Annotated in this window: 21 protein-coding genes; 14 read left to right on the top strand and 7 right to left on the bottom strand. The window is 37.9% G+C overall.

The features are described 5' to 3' along the window. Positions 1-50 precede the first annotated feature (50 nt). The 4 genes from KJS44_RS08290 (at position 51) to pheT (ending at position 6140) form a co-directional block, all read left to right on the top strand. Complete coding sequence (locus KJS44_RS08290; RefSeq protein ID WP_008687996.1) at positions 51-293, top strand: FeoA family protein; 243 nt, start codon at positions 51-53, stop codon at positions 291-293. After that, the gene (gene feoB, locus KJS44_RS08285; protein ID WP_008687998.1) at positions 283-2403 is read left to right on the top strand and encodes a ferrous iron transport protein B; all 2121 of its coding nucleotides are present in this window, start codon (positions 283-285) and stop codon (positions 2401-2403) included. The genes KJS44_RS08290 and feoB overlap by 11 nt, the downstream gene beginning before the upstream one ends. 275 nt (positions 2404-2678) lie before the next feature. After that, entirely contained in the window at positions 2679-3722 is a 1044-nt protein-coding gene (pheS, locus tag KJS44_RS08280) for a phenylalanine--tRNA ligase subunit alpha (RefSeq protein WP_008687999.1), read from the top strand. Positions 3723-3734: 12 nt separating this feature from the next. Continuing rightward, a complete protein-coding gene (gene pheT / locus KJS44_RS08275) occupies positions 3735-6140 on the top strand; it encodes a phenylalanine--tRNA ligase subunit beta (RefSeq protein ID WP_008688002.1) in 2406 nt (801 codons plus the stop codon). Between the two features lie 395 nt (positions 6141-6535). Here the strand turns inward: pheT and KJS44_RS08270 are convergent, their stop codons facing one another. From KJS44_RS08270 to def, 4 genes are all read right to left on the bottom strand, one after another. Next, a complete protein-coding gene (locus KJS44_RS08270; protein ID WP_213540024.1) occupies positions 6536-7423 on the bottom strand; it encodes a DUF3658 domain-containing protein in 888 nt (295 codons plus the stop codon). A 44-nt stretch (positions 7424-7467) separates the two neighbouring features. Further along, positions 7468-8334: a metallophosphoesterase gene (locus KJS44_RS08265; RefSeq protein WP_008688006.1), complete on the bottom strand. Its 867-nt coding sequence runs from the start codon at positions 8332-8334 to the stop codon at positions 7468-7470. A gap of 78 nt (positions 8335-8412) precedes the next feature. Beyond that, positions 8413-10254, bottom strand: a complete 1842-nt coding sequence (rnjA, locus tag KJS44_RS08260; protein WP_008688007.1) for a ribonuclease J1 — start codon at positions 10252-10254, stop codon at positions 8413-8415. Between the two features lie 141 nt (positions 10255-10395). Continuing rightward, a complete protein-coding gene (gene def / locus KJS44_RS08255; RefSeq protein ID WP_008688008.1) occupies positions 10396-10953 on the bottom strand; it encodes a peptide deformylase in 558 nt (185 codons plus the stop codon). A 135-nt stretch (positions 10954-11088) separates the two neighbouring features. Here def and KJS44_RS08250 point away from each other — a divergent pair, with 135 nt between their 5' ends. From KJS44_RS08250 to KJS44_RS08235, 4 genes are all read left to right on the top strand, one after another. After that, positions 11089-12357, top strand: a complete 1269-nt coding sequence (locus KJS44_RS08250; protein ID WP_008688009.1) for an FtsW/RodA/SpoVE family cell cycle protein — start codon at positions 11089-11091, stop codon at positions 12355-12357. A gap of 70 nt (positions 12358-12427) precedes the next feature. Beyond that, a complete protein-coding gene (gene rsmD / locus KJS44_RS08245) occupies positions 12428-12979 on the top strand; it encodes a 16S rRNA (guanine(966)-N(2))-methyltransferase RsmD (RefSeq protein ID WP_008688010.1) in 552 nt (183 codons plus the stop codon). 188 nt (positions 12980-13167) lie between these two features. Continuing rightward, positions 13168-13659, top strand: coding sequence for a pantetheine-phosphate adenylyltransferase (gene coaD / locus KJS44_RS08240; protein WP_008688011.1), 492 nt, complete (start codon positions 13168-13170; stop codon positions 13657-13659). Between the two features lie 233 nt (positions 13660-13892). After that, positions 13893-14774 carry a hypothetical protein gene (locus KJS44_RS08235; protein WP_008688017.1) on the top strand — a complete coding sequence of 294 codons (882 nt, stop codon included), beginning with the start codon at positions 13893-13895 and terminating at the stop codon, positions 14772-14774. Between the two features lie 123 nt (positions 14775-14897). Here KJS44_RS08235 and KJS44_RS08230 read toward each other — a convergent pair whose 3' ends face one another. From KJS44_RS08230 to KJS44_RS08220, 3 genes are all read right to left on the bottom strand, one after another. Further along, on the bottom strand, positions 14898-15296 hold the full coding sequence (locus tag KJS44_RS08230) for an HIT family protein (protein ID WP_008688019.1): 399 nt from the start codon (positions 15294-15296) through the stop codon (positions 14898-14900). 69 nt (positions 15297-15365) lie between these two features. Beyond that, complete coding sequence (locus KJS44_RS08225) at positions 15366-16250, bottom strand: peptidylprolyl isomerase (RefSeq protein WP_008688021.1); 885 nt, start codon at positions 16248-16250, stop codon at positions 15366-15368. A gap of 12 nt (positions 16251-16262) precedes the next feature. Next, positions 16263-17264, bottom strand: coding sequence for a peptidylprolyl isomerase (locus KJS44_RS08220; RefSeq protein ID WP_008688023.1), 1002 nt, complete (start codon positions 17262-17264; stop codon positions 16263-16265). A gap of 191 nt (positions 17265-17455) precedes the next feature. Here KJS44_RS08220 and sufC point away from each other — a divergent pair, with 191 nt between their 5' ends. From sufC to KJS44_RS08190, 6 genes are read left to right on the top strand one after another with little or no spacing between them, the layout of a single operon-like run. Beyond that, entirely contained in the window at positions 17456-18274 is an 819-nt protein-coding gene (gene sufC, locus KJS44_RS08215; protein ID WP_008688025.1) for a Fe-S cluster assembly ATPase SufC, read from the top strand. Position 18275: 1 nt separating this feature from the next. Continuing rightward, positions 18276-19064 (top strand): SufB/SufD family protein, encoded by a 789-nt coding sequence (locus tag KJS44_RS08210; RefSeq protein WP_008688027.1) that lies wholly within the window; start codon positions 18276-18278, stop codon positions 19062-19064. Then, positions 19057-20289 carry an aminotransferase class V-fold PLP-dependent enzyme gene (locus KJS44_RS08205; RefSeq protein ID WP_008688028.1) on the top strand — a complete coding sequence of 411 codons (1233 nt, stop codon included), beginning with the start codon at positions 19057-19059 and terminating at the stop codon, positions 20287-20289. The genes KJS44_RS08210 and KJS44_RS08205 overlap by 8 nt, the downstream gene beginning before the upstream one ends. Positions 20290-20303: 14 nt before the next feature. Then, positions 20304-20750 (top strand): Fe-S cluster assembly sulfur transfer protein SufU, encoded by a 447-nt coding sequence (sufU, locus tag KJS44_RS08200; RefSeq protein WP_008688029.1) that lies wholly within the window; start codon positions 20304-20306, stop codon positions 20748-20750. Next, complete coding sequence (gene sufB, locus KJS44_RS08195) at positions 20747-22144, top strand: Fe-S cluster assembly protein SufB (protein ID WP_008688030.1); 1398 nt, start codon at positions 20747-20749, stop codon at positions 22142-22144. The genes sufU and sufB overlap by 4 nt, the downstream gene beginning before the upstream one ends. Next, positions 22141-22671 carry a 5-formyltetrahydrofolate cyclo-ligase gene (locus tag KJS44_RS08190; RefSeq protein WP_008688031.1) on the top strand — a complete coding sequence of 177 codons (531 nt, stop codon included), beginning with the start codon at positions 22141-22143 and terminating at the stop codon, positions 22669-22671. The genes sufB and KJS44_RS08190 overlap by 4 nt, the downstream gene beginning before the upstream one ends. Positions 22672-22742: the final 71 nt, after the last annotated feature.

Here is a 22742-nt window from a genome sequence, read left to right as displayed (position 1 = left end):
ATCAGCTATTTTTACCAGGTTCAATATACTAACATAGGAGGTGTTTAAGGATGACATTACAGGAGGTGCCTTTGCTTACACAGGTGGAAATCATAGCATTACATCATGAGGCACATATGAAACGCCGGCTGATGGATCTGGGCTTTGTTGTGGGTAATATCGTAGAACCTATTCTTTCCTCACCCTCCAAAGGTATGCGGGCATATATTGTAAAAGGTGGTAAGATTGCTTTGCGTGCGAGCGATGAAAAGAACATCGAAGTTCGCGAAAAGGGGGAGTTTCGTGCTGTTTGAGAAATTAATGCAGATGAATGAGGAAATTAATGAATTATATGAAAAAGAAACAAAGGGCTATACAATTGCCTTGTTGGGAAATCCAAATGTCGGAAAAAGTACAGTGTTTAATGGTTTGACAGGCATGAAACAGCATACGGGGAATTGGCCTGGTAAAACTGTTGAACTGGCTAGTGGCACTTTTACACATCATGATCGCATTCATGAAATGATCGATCTTCCTGGCACTTATTCACTTTTAGCACATTCTAGTGAGGAAGAGGTAGCACGCAATTTCGTTTGTTTTGAGAAATGTGATGTCTGTCTGGTCGTTTGTGATGCGACGATGTTAGAACGCAATATGAATTTAGTCTTACAAACCATGGAAATTACGAATCGTGTTGTAGTAATTGTTAATTTGATGGATGAAGCCGAAAAGAAACACATCCATCTGGATCTTGATAAATTAGCTAACTTATTACAGGTTGAAGTCGTTGGCATGAGTGCTCGTAATGGAAAAGGATTTCGCAGCTTAAAGGAAGCCATTGAAAAAACAGCTCAAAAACCACTGCGTGAGTGGTGTGTACTGTCTTATGATGCACAATTGCAACAGGCAATCGAAAGACTGGCACAGACTATTCATGCGCCTGGATGGAATCATCATTTTCTGGCATTAAAATTACTTGATCCGCAAGTAGAGGACGAAAAATTTTATGCCGTCTTGACGAATAAAGAGGAAGTTCAGACTATGGTCAGACAGGAACAGGAACATCTAAAAAGAAGTGGCTGCTATGAACAATTTGAGGATATCATAGTGAATGCCTTACAAAAAAAAGCGAAGATGATCTGTGATCAGTGTGTCAAGATTGAGGATGGATCCTATTTAGAAAAGGATATGCGTATGGATCGTATCGTTACGCATAAGGTGTGGGGCTTTTTGTGTATGATCGTGTTATTGGCATTGATTTTTTGGATCACAATTGCCGGTGCCAATGTTCCAAGTGCTTATCTAAGTGCCTTCTTTGTTCAATTGGAAGCATGGCTACATCAGGCTTGTGAGCAGCTGCATGTGGCAAAACTGCTAGAAGGTTTATTCGTGGATGGTATGGTAAAGACAGCAGGATGGGTCATTGCCGTCATGTTGCCACCTATGGCTATTTTCTTTCCCTTATTCACCTTATTAGAAGACTTTGGCTATCTTCCGCGTATTGCCTTTAATCTGGATGGCTTTTTTCAAAAGGCTTGTACGTGTGGAAAACAGGCATTGACTATGGCAATGGGCTTTGGGTGTAATGCAGTTGGGGTTAGCGGTGCTCGCATCATTGATAGCCCTAGAGAGCGTTTGATTGCTATTTTGACGAATGTCTTTGTGCCGTGCAATGGACGTTTTCCTACGCTTATCAGTATTATCACCATGTTTTTTGCCGGTATGTTTGCAGCACCGTGGAATGGTTTATTTGCTACGCTCCTGCTGACTCTTGTCATCTTGTTTGGTATCTTTTTGACCTTTTTGGTATCAAAAGTCTTATCGAAAACCTTATTAAAGGGTATACCTTCTAGTTTTTCTCTGGAACTACCGCCATATCGCCGCCCACAGTTTGGTAAGGTCATCCTTCGTTCTATCTTTGATCGTACTTTATTTGTTTTGGGAAGGGCCATCAGTGTGGCGTTACCAGCCGGCATCATCATTTGGTTGTTCGCCAACGTGGAGGTGCAGGGAATTACGATCTTAGCATATGTCTCCGGTTTTCTAGATCCTTTTGCGAAATTGATGGGATTGGATGGGGTAATTCTATTAGCATTCTTATTAGGATTTCCAGCAAATGAGATTGTCGTACCTATTATGATTATGGCTTATATGGCAAGTGGTTCTATGAATGATCTAAGTAATCTGACCTTACTTAAGAGTTTATTTGTTGATCATGGTTGGACATGGATCACTGCCATTTGTACGCTGCTGTTCTCCCTTGTGCATTTTCCATGTGCTACCACATTATTGACTATTCATAAAGAAACGCAAAGCTGGAAATGGACATGGCTGGCATTTCTGATTCCTACAATATTAGGAATCCTGTTGTGTATGAGTGTGAATGCTGTTGCACATCTGATTCTTCTGATTTTCCCCTTGTAATTTCAGCATAAGTTCTTTATAATAATAAAGAATACGTTGATGAGGACTAGTAGTAAAATGCCTTCACCCAGAGAGAAAAGACACCAGCTGAAAGTCTTTTTGTGAAAAGCCTTTATGAATTCACCTAGGAGTGGGAGTAATGATCCCCCGTATCACACAGCGGTTATCTGTGTATTGTAAGTAAGTGTGTCGCAAGATGAAACAGGATGGTACCGCCCATACGCATGGGTTCCTGTAGCTTGCGGCTTTTTTTATAAGCAGAAAGGAATGAAAGTATGGAAAAGCTTACAAGTATCAAAGAAGAAGGCCTTGCTAAGATTGCAGCCTGTGAAAGTTTGCATGATCTGCAAGAATTACGTGTATTGTATCTTGGTAAAAAAGGTCCGATTCAGGAAGTTATGAAATCAATGAAAGATCTTCCTAAGGAAGAACGCCCTGCCTTTGGCCAACAGGTCAATGAGGTCAAAACAATGTTTGCGGATGCGATAGAAGAACGCAAGCAGGTGTTGGAAATCAAAGAAATGGAAGAAAAGATTGAAAAGGAAAAAATTGATATCACTTTAGATGGTCAAAAGCCGAACCTGGGCAATTTACATCCTTTGATGCTCATCCAGCAGGAAATTGAAGATTTGTTTATTGGTTTAGGCTATACGGTAGCTGAAGGTCCGGAAGTAGAAGAAGACTTCTATAACTTTGAACGTGCCAATATACCAAAGGATCACCCTGCCAGAGATATGCAGGATACCTTCTACATCAATGAAGAAGAATTGCTACGTACCCACACGACTGCCGTACAAATGCGCCAATTGGAATACTATGCAAAACAAAATTGCCATCTGCCAATCAAGGTCATCTGCCCAGGTAAGGTCTATCGCCGTGATGATGATGATGCAACGCATTCTCATCAGTTTATGCAGTGTGAAGGTTTGGTTGTCGCAGAAGGCATCACCTTATCTGATTTAAAGGGAACCTTGGAATTCTTAGCACAGAAAATGTTCGGTGAAAGCCGTACGATTCGTTTCCGTCCAAGCTATTTCCAGTTTACAGAACCTAGCGTGGAAGTTGATGTTAGTTGTCATGTATGTGGAGGCAAGGGCTGCCCGGTTTGTAAAGGAACCGGTTGGATTGAAATCTTAGGTGCCGGCATGGTGCATCCAAATGTGCTACGTATGGCTGGGTATGATCCTGAGAAATGCAGCGGTTTTGCGTTTGGTGTCGGTATTGAACGTGTAGCTATGCTGAAATATGGCATTACGGATATACGTAATTTCTATACAAATGATCTTCGCTTCTTGAAGACATTTAATCGTTTCGAGTAGGAGGATGTTGGCATGATAATAAGTAAAAAATGGTTAGGACAGTACATGGATCTGTCCGATATTACGATAGAAGAAATGGCCGAACGCATTACCGATGCTGGCTTGGAAGTTGAAGGCGTTGCGCATATGTCAAGTGGCAGTAAATTGGTGATTGGTAAGGTATTGAGCTGTGAAGCACATCCAGATAGTGACCATTTGCATGTTTGTCAGGTGGATCTAGGGGATACAAGTGAGCAAATTGTTTGTGGGGCACCAAATGTTGCCGCTGGACAAAAGGTCATCGTTGCTCGTGTTGGGGCAAAGTTACCTGATGGTGAAATCAAAGCCGGTATGATTCGCGGACAAGCCTCTAATGGCATGATCTGTTCTTTATTGGAGCTTGGTGTTGATGCACATATGCTGAGTGAAGAAAGTAAAAACGGAATTGAGGTCTTGGATGAAGATGCACCTGTTGGCAATGAAGATCCATTAGGATATCTAGGCTTGGATGATGCCATTTTGGATGTTGGATTAACACCAAATCGTAACGATTGTATGGCTGCTTGGTCTATGGCTTTGGAAACCGGGGCTATCTTACATAAAGAAGTGACATTGCCCTATGAAGAAGGCAGTGCTAATATAGGAACACCTACGAAATTAAAAGTTTCCAGTGAAACAGAAAAATGTCCATTATTCTTAGGGAAGGTTATCAATCATGTGACTATCAAACCTTCACCAAAATGGATGAAAGAGCTGTTAATGGCAGCCGGTATGAAATCGATCAATAACGTGGTAGATATTTCCAATATCGTCATGTTAGAAACTGGACAGCCTTTGCATTTCTATGATATCAATGCGATTCCGGCTCAGGAAATCACGGTAAAAGATCATCAAGCATGCACATATACCGCGTTAGATGGTGTTGATTATGCTTTAACTGATGATGATATCGTAATTACCACCGAAGGAAAACCAATTGGTATTGCTGGTATTATGGGCGGTGATGATTCTAAGATTGAAGATACAACAAGTGGAATTATCATTGAAGCAGCCATCTTCCATCATGTGGCAATCCGTAATACGGCACGCCGTTTGAATCTGAATACCGATGCCAGTGTGCGTTACCAAAAAGGCATTGAACCGATGGCAACCTTCAAGGCAATGGATCGAGCAGTTGCTTTATTACGTGAATATGCAGATGCGGATGGTATTGAAGAAACTGTTCAGTATGGGGATAATCACTATACACCGGTTGCCTTTGATGTGAATCTGGACAGCATCAACAAACTGCTAGGTACAACCTTTGCCGAAGCAGAAGTTATGCAAGTATTAGAGGATTTGCACTTTGCTCCTAGCAAACAAGGGGAAAACATTCATGTCTGCATTCCTAGCTATCGTACCGATATCAGTATGGAAGCAGATATTGCAGAAGAAATCATTCGTATTTTAGGGTATGATCGTTTGCCTAGTACTTTGCCATATATGCCAGCAACTTTAGGGGCTTTAGATAATCGTCAAAGAATGCGTAGAAGAGTACGCGATATTTTAAGTAATCTTGGTTATAATGAGGCTGTCAGCTATTCTTTGGTAAGTAAAAAACATATCGAAGATGCTATCCTTCCATGCAGTCAGGATATCGTAGAAATGGCATCACCAATGAGTGAAGATCGCCGTTATGTACGAAACAGCTTACTGCCATCCTTGTTGGGATGTATTGCTTATAATCAGGCAAGAAATCAGCATGATGTAGCATTGTTTGAAATCAGTAATGTGTATGGCAATCATCATGTAGAAGAACGCTTAGCTGTTGCGGCAAGTGGTGCTTTGCAGAAAAACCGTTGGCAGAAATTCAGTGTGGATGTTGATTTCTACACGTTAAAAGGATTGGCTGAAAGCATGCTGGAAGCATTAGGCTTTAGTAATAATCGTATTCGTGTTCAAGAAAATAAATTAGATACGAAACATTTCCACCCATATCGCAGTGCAGAGTTATATTTGGGTAAAGAATTACTGGGTATTTTTGGAGAAATTCATCCGGCAATGGCAAAAGAATATGCGATTGATGATGTGTATGGCATGGAATTAAATCTTGAAGTGCTGTTAAACAATAAAGCAAGTAAGGTTAAATTTATCGAAGTCAGCAAATATCCTAGTGTATCACGCGATTTGGCATTGGTTGTTAAAGAAGATGTAAAGGTTGCGGATATCTTAAACAGCATTCGTAAAAATGGTAAATTGGGTAAAGAAAACATCATTCAAAACGTAGAAGTCTTTGATGTTTATACCGGTGAACATGTAGAAGAAGGACATAAATCAATAGCATTGTCCATCAACTTCCAGTCAAATGAGCGTACCTTAAAGGATAAGGAAATCAATGAAATCTTTGATAAAATCCTGGAAACTTTGAAACATGATGTTGATGCCCAATTACGCGCATAGACAAAAAAGTATTAGAATCAAAGCGTAGATACAGTAAAAAGATCAGGCAAAACACTGCCTGATTTTTTCTTTTTGTATGTATGTTTACGATAAAATGAATTCATAGTATGTAAGAGGATTAGTAAATGCATGGAAAAGGAATTAGTATCATTATAAATCATTTTTTTCGATTCTCAGCAATTGCAATCTTCTCCTTATTGCATGAAATAGGGATGCTTTAATATATTTGTGCAGGCGCTGGCTTTACGATAAACTATGCCAGCTAGACATCCTTCTGTGATATGATTCTTATAGTAACTTCCATAAATTTATGATTTCGTACTATTTTATGTATGTTTCATAATTATCTGTTGAATTTAGCGTAAACAAAAGACTAGTACATAGCTGAAATATGCTTACATCAGATAGTCGCTAAGGAGAAGTTTATCATAATAAGGTTTATCTTCAGCTTTTTCAATGCATTTCAATAGTTTTTTTTGTAGGAGAAATTGAATGCGTGCATGTAAAAAAGTATCATGAATTCCAACAGCTTCTTTGCTAAGAAGCTTTCCTATTACAAAGGCTTCAACAACCGGTTTATGAAATTTAGCAAAAGTTTTTATGATGAGGAAATCATAAAAAGTAAGTGGAACAGTAAGTAAGTTATTATTGATGATGGCACGTAAACTACCATTTTCCTCTTGCAATGTATGCCAGCATTGTGCATAATACTGAATCAGCGATGGGGGAGCAACTTGTTGAAGGGGAAGGTAAGAGAAGAAGGCTTCTGGGGCAACTTCACTCCAAAGATGGTTCACATTAACATGATCTCCATCATGATATTCCCAATCAGGTAGTTTCAGAAGATATACAGTATTTGAAAACTGCCATTGCTGTAATAGATGACAAAACCAATAAAATCCACAAATATCATCCGGTGTTTGGCTGTACCAGATACGGATTGTTTCTTTTTCTTGTAAGCGTTTCTTTAACATCGTCATTTGCTGCTTGGTTTGTTCTATGCAATCCTTAGCCATTTGTGTTCCACTAGGAAGATCTTTTGGTAAATCATGATAAAGCTGCTGCAGTATATCTTGACGTTGGGAAAAGAACAGCTCTTCAGAAATCTTTCCAACAGTTAACATAAGGGAAAAACAAAACACATTTTCCCCTACATATGCTTGAAAAGAAGGTGGGATTTCTGTTGGCAAGGTGGTTTGTGAAGAAGATTGCTGATTGTGCAAAAGGGCATGAGCCATTTTTAAACCGCCACCGGCACTTTCTGTAAATGTGATTTCAATCATGAAAGAACCTCCTTTTAGAAGTGATGTTTGTAAAAAGGTGCATGTTAATTTTCATGCACCAAACGAAAGATCAAAATTTGTGGTCTGGCAAACAAACGCATATCCATATTAACAGTCCCCAAACCATTGGAAACATAGAGCTTAGTTTCATTGATGCTATATTTACCATGTGAATATGTATCAGCACCTTCACTTTTCTGTAAAGCTCCTATCAATGGCAAATAAATTTGACCACCGAGAGAATGACCACTGAGGATGATATCTAAATACTTTGTGTTAATTTCATTATTATTAATGATATCAGGACAATGCGTTACCATAATATTAAATTCATCAGAACTAATGTTATCAAAAGGCTTGGATACATTTGGGTTGCCATTGATCATGGAATCTAAGCCAATGAGTGTAATGCTATCTTTACTGCCGTTGCGAATTTGCAATTTCTTATTGGTGATAATTTCAAAATCACTGTTATAAAGAATAGTGGTGACTTTTTGCTTGGCTTCTTTGCTTACTAGATCTTCATCTCCTAATACAGCAAATTTACCTAATGGAGCTTTAATATTTTGTAACAGGGAAGTAATTTCACGCACGGTTTGTGAATCGGGTTTTTGTTCTTCAAAGGAAGTAAAGACATCGCCGCCAAAGATAACAATGTCAGCCCCTGCGGTTTCTAAGGTTTCCATCATGGTAGAAAGTCTTTCTTTTTTCATAAACCCATGATATTTGATATCGCTTATAAAAGCAATTTTAATATCATTCATTGAAGTGGGGATTTTTGTACTACTGATTGTTTCATTTACAAGCTTCACATGATCCACAGAATAGTAGATAGAATAAAAGAAAACACCTGCAATTAGAAGGGCAAAAAGTAATAATACAGAAACAATTTTTACTAGTTTTTTCACCATGCTGTTTACACCTCATATTCTCATTTATTTTACCATAAAGAAGAGGATAAGAAAATAAAAACCGAAGGTTTCCTTCGGTTAAGATGGTTCATGTGTTGTTGGTTTTCGTGGCGTTTTTCGTTGATTGACGCGTGTGGCTCTAGCTTGTGCCATGGCTGCCATAGCCGCTTTTGAATTAATGATAACAGGAATAACGATAGGATTACGATGTGTCTTATTGTATAAGAACGGTTCCAAAGTAGAACGCACGCAATTCTTTAAATCAGAAAAGGTTGTACGCTGTTTCATTTTTTCCTTCAATGCATCGTATACAATCATTTCTGCTTCTTTCAATAAGCCCTGACTATCTTTAATAAAGACAAATCCACGAGATACAATAACAGGTTTGCATAACACTTTATTTTCTTTTGAATCAATCGCTATGATAGCTGCAACTAATCCATTATCCGCCAAAATCTTACGATCTTTTAAAACGGCAGTAGATACACCGCTGATATCATTGCCATCAACATAAATATCATCAGCCGCAATACGGAAGCTGCTTTCGTATACATGGTGATTACGCAAAATCAATACATCCCCATTTGCACAAGTAAAGATATTTTCTTCAGGAATACCAGTCTCCATAGCTGTTTCTTTGTGCTGTTTCAACATTTTATATTCCCCATGGACAGGCATGAAGTATTTCGGCTTAATCAACTGCAGCATCAATTTCTGCTCTTCCTGTGAGGCATGGCCGGTCGTATGCAAATTACCTAAAATTGATTTTGTCAGGACATTTGCCCCGGCTTTAAATAATTTGTTAACAACCTGATTGACACTAGCTCCGTTACCAGGTATCGGAGAAGAAGAGAAAATTACGGTATCACCAGGAATCAGTTTGATGAAACGATGTGTTCCATTCGCAATACGAGACAATGCCGCAAGTGGTTCTCCTTGGCTGCCGGTACATACGATACATGTCTTTGATGCTGGTGTATGAGAAAGCTGTTCCGGTTTTAAGAAGTGTTCTTCACCAACCTTGATCTTACCCATTTTACGTCCAATGGTTACAACATTCTCCATGCTACGTCCAAAGATAATGACCTTACGTCCACAAGCAACAGCCGCTTCTAAGATTTGCGAAACGCGATAGACATTACTAGCAAAGGTTGCTACAATTAAACGTCCATCCGTTTTTTTCATGGTATCTAAAATTTCTGCTGCCACTTTCTTTTCAGAAATGGAAAAATCCGCTACACCAGAGTTGGTAGAATCACTCATTAATAAGTCTACGCCAATCTGTCCCATATAAGCCATGACCTGATAATCAGCATTGCTGCCAACCGGTGTCAAGTCAAATTTAAAGTCACCAGTTTCAACAATACGCCCATTTGGCGTATTAATCAAAATACCCAAAGAATCAGGTATCGAATGTGTCGTGTTGAAGAAACCACATGTGAAATGTTGCATCTTGACCGAACTACGATCATTGATTTCTACGATTTTAACGCCTCTTAGCATTTTACGTTCTTCTAATTTTTTATTGATTAACGCTACCGCAAAAGCCGGTGCGTAAATAGCTTCGATATCAACACTTTTTAAAAGGAAGGGAATTCCTCCAATATGATCCTCATGACCATGCGTGATAATTAATATTTTACGTTTACGATTATTCTTCACCAGATAGTTATAATCTGGAATGACATAATCGACACCGAGAAGATCGTCCTCAGGAAAACGAACACCAGAGTCAATGATTAAGATTTCATTCTCGTGTTCAAAGCAGTACATATTTTTTCCGACTTCGCCTAATCCGCCCATTGCATAAATTAGCGTATCGCCTCGTTCGGTATTTATTTTATTATAACTGTCTTTATTCGTTGTATCCTGACTGATTCTCGGTGCACGATTTTTATTTGTTGTATGATGATTTATCATAATAACTCCTTTCTTACTATATTTGATATGCACCCTATATCTTTTTCTATTATAACATAAATCAGCGAAAATAATCAGCTTCTGTATCTTTTTTTCATTTAACTACCTGTTTTGGGCATAAAAAATGCTCTTAATGAGCATTTATTCAATAACCTTAGCGTCTGGAATTTCCTGCCAAGGATTCGTAACATTGATATGATCATAAAACAAAGTACCATTGAAATGATCCATTTCATGTTGTAATACAATGGCGAGATAACCGCTAGCTGAAATTACGATTTCTTCATTACGTAATAAATCAAAGCCTTTGACCTTAATGCGGGCAGCTCGAGGAACGATGCCTTCATGTTCTTCTTCTACAGATAAACAGCCTTCACCGTTTTTCAGATATGCTTTTTGAATTGATTCAGAAATAATCTTAGGATTTGCTAAAGCAAATTCATAATCTTCTTCTTCATCTTTAGGAACAACAACAGCAAGCATTTTTTTAGGAATTCCTAATTGAATCGCCGCTATGCCGACGGCTGGGCGTAGGTTCTGCTTTTCTGCCAGTTCACTGTCTTGTGAGTCACGAACATATTGCAACATGTCCATTAACAATTCTTTATCTTCTTCATGCATCGGAATTGGTACGGTGACGCTTTTTTCTCTAACGATAGGATCACTATCCTTAACGATGTTATCATAATTAAAGCTCATATACAGACTCCTTTTCTTTCGTTCTTTATTTTATACGCTTTTCTTTCAGAATGGAAGAGTTTTGCTAAATAAATATTAAAAAATGATATAGAATATGATATCATTAAGAGTACATGAAAGAAAGGAGAATGTCACTTGCGGATAAAAAATATAATTGTATCTTTAAAGATGCCAAAGAAATTTGATGTGGCGCTGCAGGCAGCTGTGTTGATCCTAATTGCTTTTGGTACTTTAATGATCATTTCAACGAATGCCGGAAAGGCCGGTGGCTTACTGGTTCTGGTGAAAGTTATCCTCAAACAGATGGCTTTTGTGGTATTCTCATATGTCTTAATGACTTTTTTTGCTAATAACTTTACGATGACAAGGGCAAAGAAGCTTTATCTTTATGCTGGTTTAATACTATTAGGCTTATTGGCATTTACTTTAGTATCAAAAGAAACGTTTGGTTCTAAAGCATGGATTCAAATTCCGATTCCTGGAATGGAGGTCACTTTGCAGCCTTCGGAATTTGCTAAAATCTTCATGGTGGTTATCATGGCTGTGTATGTAGAATTGGCAGGTCGCAAAAACTATGATTTTTGGACAATTGTGCGCATTCCAGTCATATTCTTTATTGTTTTCTTTGTGATAATTTTATTTCAGCGTGATTTAGGTACGATGTTGGTATTGACGATGATCACGATAATCTGCTTTTTAATACCTTCCCATCGCAGTTTAAGAAAAGCACAGCGTACGGTAAAACTGTTACTCATAGTTGGCACAGTATGTACATTGTTCCTTATGAGTGAAACCGGAAGTACGATGGTAGCAAAACTGCCTGTTTTTAAACATGTAAGTAGTCGTGTGGATATCGCCATCGATCCTTTCCAACATCCGCATGGTGTAGGGTATCAATTGATTAATGGCTTATATGGTTTCGCCAGAGGCGGTATCACAGGTGTAGGTTTTGGTAGCTCTATTCAAAAATATGGATATCTTACACAGTCCGATAATGATTTCATCCTCTCTATCGTTGTAGAAGAATTAGGCGTGTTTGGATTAGGTATCGTAGTAATCGGCTACTTGCTTATTTTACAACGCTTATTCTATTATGCTTTTCATACGCAAAGTGAAGGCTATAAAATTATTTTGATTGGTACCGGCATGTATATTTTTGTACATTTTGTTTTGAATGTCGGTGGTGTCAGCGGATTGATACCGTTGACTGGTGTACCATTATTGTTTATATCCAGTGGCGGTAGTTCTTTGATGTCTATCATGAGTGCCATAGGAATATCTCAGGGGGTCATCTCACGCATTCGACGTCAGGGCAGTGTGAAAGTAGGCGTAGATAAAAAAAGAGCCCCAAGGGGTAGGGACTCTTTAAGAAAGGGAAGAGGAGAAACAAAGATTGGGGGGTAGCAACCATTTACTTGGTTGCACTAGTATGATGCCCATCCAATTTTGGTTTATACATAAGGAGTTGAAAAAAATGCGAATAGTTGCAGGAAAATTTCGTTCTCGTGTTATAGAGGCAGTAGATGGGGATGCGACACGGCCTACTTTAGATAAAGTAAAAGAGGCAGTATTCTCAAGAATTGGACCATATTTTGATGGTGGTGAGATGCTGGATTTGTTTGGTGGTAGTGGAAATATGTCTTTGGAAGCTATCAGTCGTGGCATATCCCATTCCATCCTTTGTGATATTCATGGCAAGGCGATTGCGACTATACGTCGGAATATTAAAACATTAGGCATTCAGCAAAATTGTGAAATATGGAAGATGGATTACAAGAAAGCTCTAGCAGCTGCTAGTGAACAAGGAAGAAAATTTGATCTTGTTTATCTAGATCCACCTTATCAAAAACAACAGATTGATTGGATCTTAACTTACTTGGAGGAACATGATCTGCTTTCTTCAGGAGCTGATGTTGTTTGCGAAAGTCTTAAAGAGGATTCCTTTAAAGAGTATTATGGAACATTAGAGCAGGTAAAAGATGCCACCTATGGCATTACGCGTATTACATATTATAAGAAGAGGTAAGGGTGAAAACTTGATAAAAATGGGGAACTTAAAAATACGGCAAAGGTACTTATTTAAATTAAGCAAATAAGAAATACCATTTACTTCCACATGCTCTATAGTGTTCTTTCCTAAAAACTATAAAACAACTAGTGGTAAGTGTGTTTAGAAAATTTGTGCCCGCATGTAGCGAAAGAATGGAGGCCATTATGAAAAAAGCCATTTTTCCCGGCAGCTTTGATCCAATCACCAATGGACATCTGGATATTATCACCAGAGCTAGCCATTTGTTTGATGAAGTTATTGTTGTCATATTAGAGAATTCAGAAAAACGTTCTGCGTTCACTTTAGAAGAGCGCCTACAGTTTATGAAAGCAGCCTGTGCGAAATTAGCGAACGTACGCATTGATCACGATACCTGTCTGACGGTAGAATATGCAAGAAAACATGGAGCTTCTGCCATCATTCGCGGTGTTCGCAGTGTGAAGGATTATGAGTACGAACGCGATATTGCTAGTATCAATCAGCATATGGCTGAAGATATTGAAACAATCCTTTTATTTGCTTCTCCTTCACAATCTTTTGTATCTAGTACCATCATTCGGGAAATGGTACGCTATGGTCAAGATATTTCCGCATTTGTGAATGATGAAGTAAGGAAGGCATGTGTACAACGTTTAAAAGATGAAGAAGGTAAATAGAAAAGGGAAGAAATCCAACACGCTTAGGATTGATCATAGCAGTGTTGGATTCTTTTATTTCATATATTCATCAACATCGTATGATTATATAAAAAGATGGTCTTGTTGAGACTTGATAAAGGAGAAATCAAATATGCGATACGTAATAAGTAAGAAATACGTAAGAAGAAAGCATGGTAACGATTCATAAAAAATGGTATACTAAATAGGAAGTCAACAGAAAGGATGAGTGTATGAGCACACACTTTAAACCGCCTGGAAAAGAGGCAATGAAAAGTAAAACCATTACCTCAATCTGTATGCTGGCAATTATCATCAGCTTGTATGCGACTTGTTATATGTTGTTTTTTAGAACAGTTGATGTTGATTTAACAAAGGACATTTCTATTGTATATGATGGAGAAAGTGGTTCTGCCAGTGTTAAGGTTTTTAATAGTATTACGGATTACAATCAACGGAAACAAGAATTTATGGATTCCGTTGCGTATAAGGTTTCACCTAAGAAGAATTTGCAAAATGGCGATACGCTTTTGATAAGCAGCACCTATGATGAAGATTTGGCGGATCAATACCATATTCATCCCATTCATACGATACGAAAGATAACAGTAGAAAATTTACCGGAACGTTTAAGCAGTGTCGATGAATTGCAACCAGCTTTTTTGAAAGAAATCAATCAAAGAGGAACCAGTTATTTAAAAAAGAATATGGAACAGATTTTAAATGAAGATTTCACTGATTTCTACATTAATTCGAAACCAGAACTACAAGAGCAAAAATTAATGTATCGTATTTTTATGGATGCAAACAAGAAAAGTAATAAAGACCGAATCTTAGATATTTATGCCATAACGGCAAAAGGTCAGGTCAATGTTTCCGCAAAAGGTGAAAAGCTAGAAGAGAAGGAAAGTACGATTTATTATATGATTACATATAATGAAATTAATACCTCTTTCATGTTACGTGAGGAAAATATCTATGGTGAAAAACTGATTTATAGTGGTACAAAAGATTTAACAAATCAAAAAGTGTTTGAAAAAGTCATTCAGAATAAATATGGGAAACAATTCCATATAACATTTTTAGATTTACCTGTGTATACCGATGACAAATAACAATGACCATGGATAGCTTCTTATATGGAATGGCATGATACGAAGCGTAATAAAAAAAGGATTCATTTCACAATTAATGGATCCTTTTTTATACCTTTATTAAGTGCTATCGTGATAACAAAGTCATACAGTCTTTAAGAGTTCAGCCAAAGCCTCTAGATCTTGTTTTTCACTTTCATGAAATTGAATGACACAAGCATCTTCCTTTGAATAACGTGGAATTAAATGGATATGGAAATGCGGAACGCTTTGTCCAGCCACTTCATTTACATTACTAAGAATGTTCATTCCTTCTGCTTGCAATGTTTTACATATTCTATTAGCCAGCTTTTGAGCAACTTCCATCATGTGTTTCAAGGTTTTACTGTCACATTCTAAAAAGTTATCATAATGTTGCTTAGGAATTACCAGAGTATGGCCCTTGGTTACTTGTGAGATATCTAAAAAAGCCATGACCTCATCATCTTCATAAAGGCAATAGGAGGGAATTTCCTTTGCGGCAATCTTACAAAAAATACACATCTTATGATCATCCTTTCTGTAACGTCATTATAACAGAATTCAGATAAAAGAAAAAGAGCGGCAACGCTCTTATTTCTGGGTAATATAGCTTTCGTTTGTGCTCTTAATCTGATTTAAGATATCAATATCATAGATTGTAAAGTTATACTTCTTCAAATAATGTTCCATCATGGTGTTTGATAAATCACTAACACCAGCAACTAAAGCGTCATTTGCTTCATCAGCAAAACTACTAGGATCAATATTTGTTAAATTGACAAGATAATAGGTTTTACCTTCTGTATCTTCAATCACTTCTTTGATAAGTCCCTTACTGGATGTTGCAGTAATTTTACTGAAAACAACATCAGGAAGTCCAGATCCGCTGAAGTAGATTTTTTCACTTCCATCATAGGTTCCTGTCTTGCCATATTTTTTAGCTACTGTTTTCGCACTATCGCCTTTTTTTAAGGCAGCAAGTGCTTTTTCGGCATTTTCTTGCTTTTCTATCTGAATCACATTCGCTTTTACCGGATGGTATTTTTCAAATAATGTTTTTTGATTGTCTTTTGCATATTTCTTTAATAATTCTTTGTTTAATAAAGAAGGGTAGCTCGCTTTTTCTAAATATTCTTCTTCACTGTTGAATCCATAACTTTTAATAGCATTTAGAAAGGCTTCTTCGCCGCCAAACGTTTTTTTCGTGGATGCCAATGTCTTTTTGGCCTCTTTTTTCATATCTTCGCTAAGCTTGATACCTTCTTTTTCATATATTTTATTTTGTACTAATTCTATTGTAGCACTGCCACCATTGCTGCCTTTTAGCAGATTATACAATTTATCTTTAGTTATTGTCGTATCGCCAACGCTTACTAATTTTTCACTGCCATTCGATATATCCGCAACGGCATCCTTACATCCTGTAAGAGTTGCCAGCATGGCGAATGCACATACGATAAGTCCTGCTTTTTTCATTTCCATGCCTCCTTATTTGCTTTCCAGGGATGCCTGGATGTCTTTTTTGATATCATCATTACCATATGTTACATCTAATTTCTTCATGGCTTCACTGATGTATTTGCTTGCTAAATCACTATTTGCGTTTTCAATAGCGCTATAGATGGAGTCTTTTGCTTTTTTATCCTTTAGGATAGCATCTTTATCGGTTTCTTCTACCTTGATCATATGCCAACCATTGTAATTGTCATTACTTTCTTTGACCCAATTGCTAACTTCACCTTTTTTCATCTTCAACGCCTGTTTCTTAAAGCTGTCTACAAAGCCTGTTGTAGAGTCCATGTATCCAAGATAGCCGCCTTTTTCAGCACTTGATGTGTCGCCTTTATCCTTATATTTCTTAGCGACTTCGGCAAAACTCATGGTCTTTAAATCTTTTTCAATTGCTTTGACGGTTTTCATCTCTTCCTCAGTAGGATTGTTAGCATCTTTCATTTTCACTAAGATATGAGAAACCGTACGTCCCTTGTTTTTCTCATAGAGCGGTGTAAATAATTCCTCCATATGTTTGTCGATGTAGTCTTTCTGCATTTTTGACATTTTTGCTTGTACGTTACAGAAATAATCTAATTCATCTTCTTGGAATCCATATTTTGCTAATTCTGTTTTCAAATACTCTTCAGCGCTCTGACCAGAACTGCTCGCCTGATTTTGCGCATTGCTGTTCAAATACTCTTTTAATTGATCTGCAGTTTTTTCAATTTCATCTGTAGATTTGACGCTTTCATCAATAACAGCTGCTTGGAAACGCAGATATAAAAGGGTATTACCACCGTTTGATTTGTACATGGAATCATACAGATCATCAGCTGAAATACTTTTTCCATTGATCGTTGCAATGACATCTTTACCATTTTCGCTTTTACCAGGGAGCTTGCCCTTATTTGTATCATAGATGATAAATACGGTAAATCCGATGAAAATAAGTGCAATCAATACAACGAACCATTGCTTCTTTAATGTGTCTATCATATAGGTCCTCCTAAACTCATACTGTTTTATTATAATAAATATGGAGATAAATTGCAATTTTTTCAAAAGGATTACGACAATTTCCCATAAACCTTCACTTATCGTTCACATTGCATAAGACTTTATAATCGTTACAATTGTGAATCAAAAGAAAATTTGGTATGATAATACTGTTTGAAAGGATGATATACATGAGTTGTTTAAAAATAGATGATCTGCATGTAGATGTGGATGGAAAACAGATATTAAAAGGTGTAAATTTGGAAATACATGAGCATGAAACACATGCGTTGATGGGTCCAAATGGGAATGGAAAAAGTACATTGTTAGCTGCCATTATGGGAAATCCCAAATACCATGTAACACGTGGTAGTATTACGTTAGATGGTCAGGATGTCTTAGCCATGGAAGTAGATGAACGTAGTAAAGCTGGACTTTTTTTAGGTATGCAATATCCAAGTGAGGTTAGCGGTGTTACGAATTCTGATTTTTTAAGAGCGGCAATGAATGCAAGAAGAGAACGTCCGATTCCTTTATTCACGTTTATCCGTGAAATGGAAAAAACAGTAAAAGAAATGGAAATGAAACCGGATTTGGCACATCGTTTCTTAAATGAAGGGTTTTCTGGTGGTGAAAAGAAACGTAATGAGATTGTTCAGATGAAGATGTTGAAACCATCAATTGCAATGCTTGATGAAATAGATTCAGGCTTAGATGTCGATGCATTGAAATTGGTAGCTAAAATGATCCATGAAATGCAAATCGAACAAGGCATGGGATTGGTCGTAGTAAGTCATTATGCACGCTTTTTGGATTTATTAAAGCCAACACACGCCCATGTTTTAGTGGATGGTGCTATTGTGGTCAGCGGTGGCAGTGAGTTAATAGAAAAAATCGATCAAGAAGGTTATGACTGGATTGAAAAGGAATATCATGTGCAGGTCGTAAAGGAAGAAAAGAAAAAAGTTGCGTTGTTGCAGCAATGTGCTGCAGGAACCAAAGGTGTTTAATATGGAACTGCATGTATCAACATCTGGCTTTCAGGTGATAACGCTTGATGATAACGAAACACAATTTAATCTTCATGTAGACAAACACCTGAACGTAAAACTGGCAATTCCATATGGTGGTATAGAGGCATTAAGAACCTCTTGTATTGAATTAGAAGAAGGAGCTTCCCTTACGATCTTGATGAAGAATGTAAAACAGCAAAAGAATATGTTGAATCAGCAGGCTGTTTTACATAAAGATGCAATATTAACAATCGCCTATTGGGAAATTGAGGATGGGGCATCACAGATTAGACTGGATGTACAATTGATGGAAAGTGGTGCGCAGGTAATGGTGCGCAGCGCTTGTATTGCCAAAGAACAAAAAGACTTTTATGTGAAATGTCATCATGAGGTAGCACATACGAAAAGTCAAATGGAGCATTATGCGATCGTCGAAGATGAAGGTAATTATCGCATGGAAGCTATTGGTAAGATCGTTAAGGGTGCACATGCCAGCGAATCGCATCAGACAACACGCGTTTTGACTTTGAGTGATCATCACAACAGTGAAGTTGTGCCTGTGCTTTACATTGATGAAAATGATGTAAAGGCAAGTCATGCGACGACGCTTGGGCAACCGGATGAAAATCAATTATATTATTTACAATCACGCGGATTAAGCCGTTCACAAGCATTAGGTCTTTTGACAGTCGGCTATTTAATGCCTATCAGTGATTTGTTTGATGATGCGACATATCATGATGAAATGAAAAATGAAATCGAAAAGAGGGTGGGATTGCATGCTTAATGTAGAAAACATCCGTCAGGATTTTCCAATGTTGCAAGGAAAAATGATGCAACAACATCCATTAATTTATTTAGATAATGGAGCAACGACGTTAAAACCACGTGCTGTGATTGATGCTGTTGTTAAATATTATGAAGAGTATGGTGCCAATGCACACCGTGGAGATTATGATCTCAGTTATTTTGTAGATCAGGAATATCAGCAGACAAGAGAAGATGTGGCAGCTTTCTTACATGCGGAAAGTGAAGAAATTGTCTACACATCAGGTGCTACAGCTGGCTTAAACATGGTGGCTTACGGTATTGGAGAACGTTTGCTGCAAGAAGGCGACATCGTTTTAAGCAGTGAGGCAGAGCATGCCTCTTGTGTATTGCCGTGGATGCGTGTGGCTACCAAATGTCATGCTAGCTTAGCCTACATCCCTTTACAAGAAGATGGACGCATCGATATGGACATGCTGGAACAAATGATGAATGAGCGTGTCAAGGTTATTGCATTAGCACATATTGGCAATGTACTTGGCTATATCGCACCAATGAAGGAAATTTGCGCCCTGGCCCATCGTTATGGAGCTATCGTTGTTGTTGATGCTGCACAAAGTGCGCCTCATATGCCAATCGATGTTAAAGATATGGATTGTGATTTTCTGGCGTTTTCTGCGCATAAGATGTGTGGACCTACTGGTGTTGGTATCCTATATGGCAAGAAAGCATTACTTGCGCAAATGGAACCAATGCTGTTGGGCGGTGACAGTAATGCACGTTTTGATGTTTGTGGAAATATCCAGTTAAAGGATGCCCCCTATAAATTTGAAAGTGGTACACAACCAATCGAAGGTATTTTTGGATTGCATGCAGCCATACGTTATTTGCAGGCAATTGGGATGAAAGAAATCCATCGTTATGAACAACAATTGCATGCGTATGCTGTAGCCAGATTGAAACAGATGGATAATATTATCCTTTACAATGAAAACAATGATACCGGCATCATCACCTTTAATGTGAAAGGGGTGTTTGCACAAGATGCGGCTACCTTCTTTAATGCAAATGGTATTGCCGTAAGAAGCGGACAACATTGTGCTAAATTATTAAATGAAGTATTACAGACAAGTGCGACGATTCGTGCCAGTTTGTATTTCTATAATACCAAAGAAGAGATTGATCGTTTCTTAGCTGTATGCGCAAATGCAACTATGGAAACATGTTTAGATGTATTTTTCTAGCAGGAGGAAGTAAGATGAATAATTTCATGAACGATCCCATGATGCTACGTTCGATCATCATGGATCATTACGAATATCCCAGAAATCATGAATTGAAGAAAGAGGATGGCTATCTACAGAAACATATGGCCAGTGAATCTTGTATCGATGATATTTATGTGCAAAGCAAGATAACAGATGGAATCATTGAGGATATACGTTTTGATGGTGTGGCATGCACCATTTCAACTTCCTCAACTTCCATCATGAGTGAGCTTTTACAAGGGAAAACCATCGATGAGGCAAAAAAAATAATTGCTAATTATTATCAGATGATTGATGGCAAAGATTTTGATGAAAATGTTTTACAGGAGGCGATTGCCTTTCATAACGTAGGAAAGCAAGCAAATCGCATCAAATGCGCTACGATCGGCTGGAAAGCAATGGAAGAGCTGATTGAGGAAAGCGAGGCTAAAAAATGAGTGATATGCAGATACCTAGTGAAGATTATAAATATGGTTTTCATGATGAAGATATAAGCCTTTATAAAACGAAACAAGGATTAACAGAGGAAACAATACGGGAAATATCTCGTATTAAACAAGAACCAGAATGGATGCTGAATTATCGTTTACAAGCATTCGCTAAATTTATGGAAATGCCAATCCAGGATTGGGGACCAGAACTTTCGCGACTGAATTTTGATGAATATACATATTATATCAAGCCTAGTGATAAAACAGAGCAACGTTGGGAAGATGTACCAGAAACGATTAAGGAAACGTTTGACAAGCTGGGAATACCAGAAGCAGAAAAGGAATTCTTAGCCGGAGTGACAACACAATATGATTCCGAAGCTGTATATCATAACATGTTAGAGGAAGTAGAGAGAAAAGGGGTGATTTTTCTTGATACGGATACAGCTTTAAAAAAACACCCTGATCTTTTTAAAAAGTATTTCGGTAAGCTCGTACCGTATACCGATAATAAATTTGCAGCTTTGAATAGTTGCGTTTGGAGCGGAGGAAGTTTTATTTATGTGCCTAAGGGCGTTCATTTAGAAAAGCCGCTACAGTCTTACTTCCGTATCAATACCGAACGTATGGGGCAATTTGAACGTACGCTGATCATTGTAGATGAAGGTGCAGATGTACACTATGTAGAAGGCTGTACAGCACCGATTTATTCAAAAGATTCATTGCATGCGGCGGTTGTTGAAATTTTCGTTCATAAAAATGCCAGATGTCGCTATTCCACTGTTCAAAATTGGAGTGATAATATTATCAATCTAGTTACAAAACGTGCAAAAGTTTTTGCGAATGGCAGTATGGAATGGATCGATGGCAATATCGGATCAGGTGTCAATATGAAATATCCTGCTTGTATATTAGCGGAACCATATGCAAAGGGAATTTGTGTTTCTATTGCTGTAGCTGGGAAAAAGCAAATCCAGGATGCTGGTGCGAAAATGATACATCTGGCAGAAGATACGTATAGCAACATTATTTCAAAATCCGTATCACGAAATGGCGGTGAAGTAAATTATCGCGGGTTGGTATTCCATGGTCCAAAGGCACAACGGGCGAAAAGCAAAGTGGAATGTGATACCTTAATTCTTGATAAACAATCTCGCAGTGATACGATTCCAACGAATGTTTCAAAGAATAAGACAAGTCAGATTGAACATGAGGCAACGGTTTCTAATATCAGTGAGGAACAGCTGTTTTACCTCATGAGCCGCGGTTTATCACGAGGACAGGCAACTGAGATGATTGTAATGGGCTTTTTAGAACCATTTACCAGAGAATTACCAATGGAATATGCAGTTGAATTAAACCAGCTGTTAAAACTGGATATGAGTGATTCTATCGGATGATGAAAGAAACTGTGCGAAAGCTTGCTCTTGCTCGTCGTAATGCTTTGACGCAAAGGGAGATAGCATGCAAAAGTAAAGCCATTGTCCAACGCTTAGAACCATATTTAAAAGGTACCATTGCCTTATATCGTAGTTATGGCAATGAAGTTTGCATAGATGATGTACATCTAAAGAGCTATGGGCTTCCAGTAGTATTACACGATACTTCCATGTGTTTTCGCATGTGGTATAAAGGTTGTAAAATGAAAAAAGGAGCTTATGGAATTCAAGAGCCAATCGAAGGAAAAGTGCTTTTGGCTGATGAACTGGATGTGATCGTCGTGCCAATTGTAGCCTTTGATGAACATCTATATCGTTTGGGACATGGAAAAGGATATTATGATCGTTATTTGAAACAATGCAGGGCTCTTAAAATTGGTGTGGCTTTTGACTGTCAACAGGTTGAAAAAGTACCAATAGAACCACATGATGTGTGTTTGGATATGATTATTACAGAAACATGCATACGTAAGAAAGATCACTTATGATCTTTTTTTCATGCTAAAAGACAAAGCATACATAGCAGTGCTATGCTAGACTTTAAGTTTTCTTCATTTTC

The sequence above is a fragment of the Longicatena caecimuris genome, assembly GCF_018406465.1.
GTDB lineage: Bacteria > Bacillota_I > Bacilli_A > Erysipelotrichales > Erysipelotrichaceae > Longicatena > Longicatena caecimuris.
The sequence above is the reverse complement of the archived record's forward strand: the minus strand, read 5'-3'. Positions and strand labels throughout refer to the sequence as shown.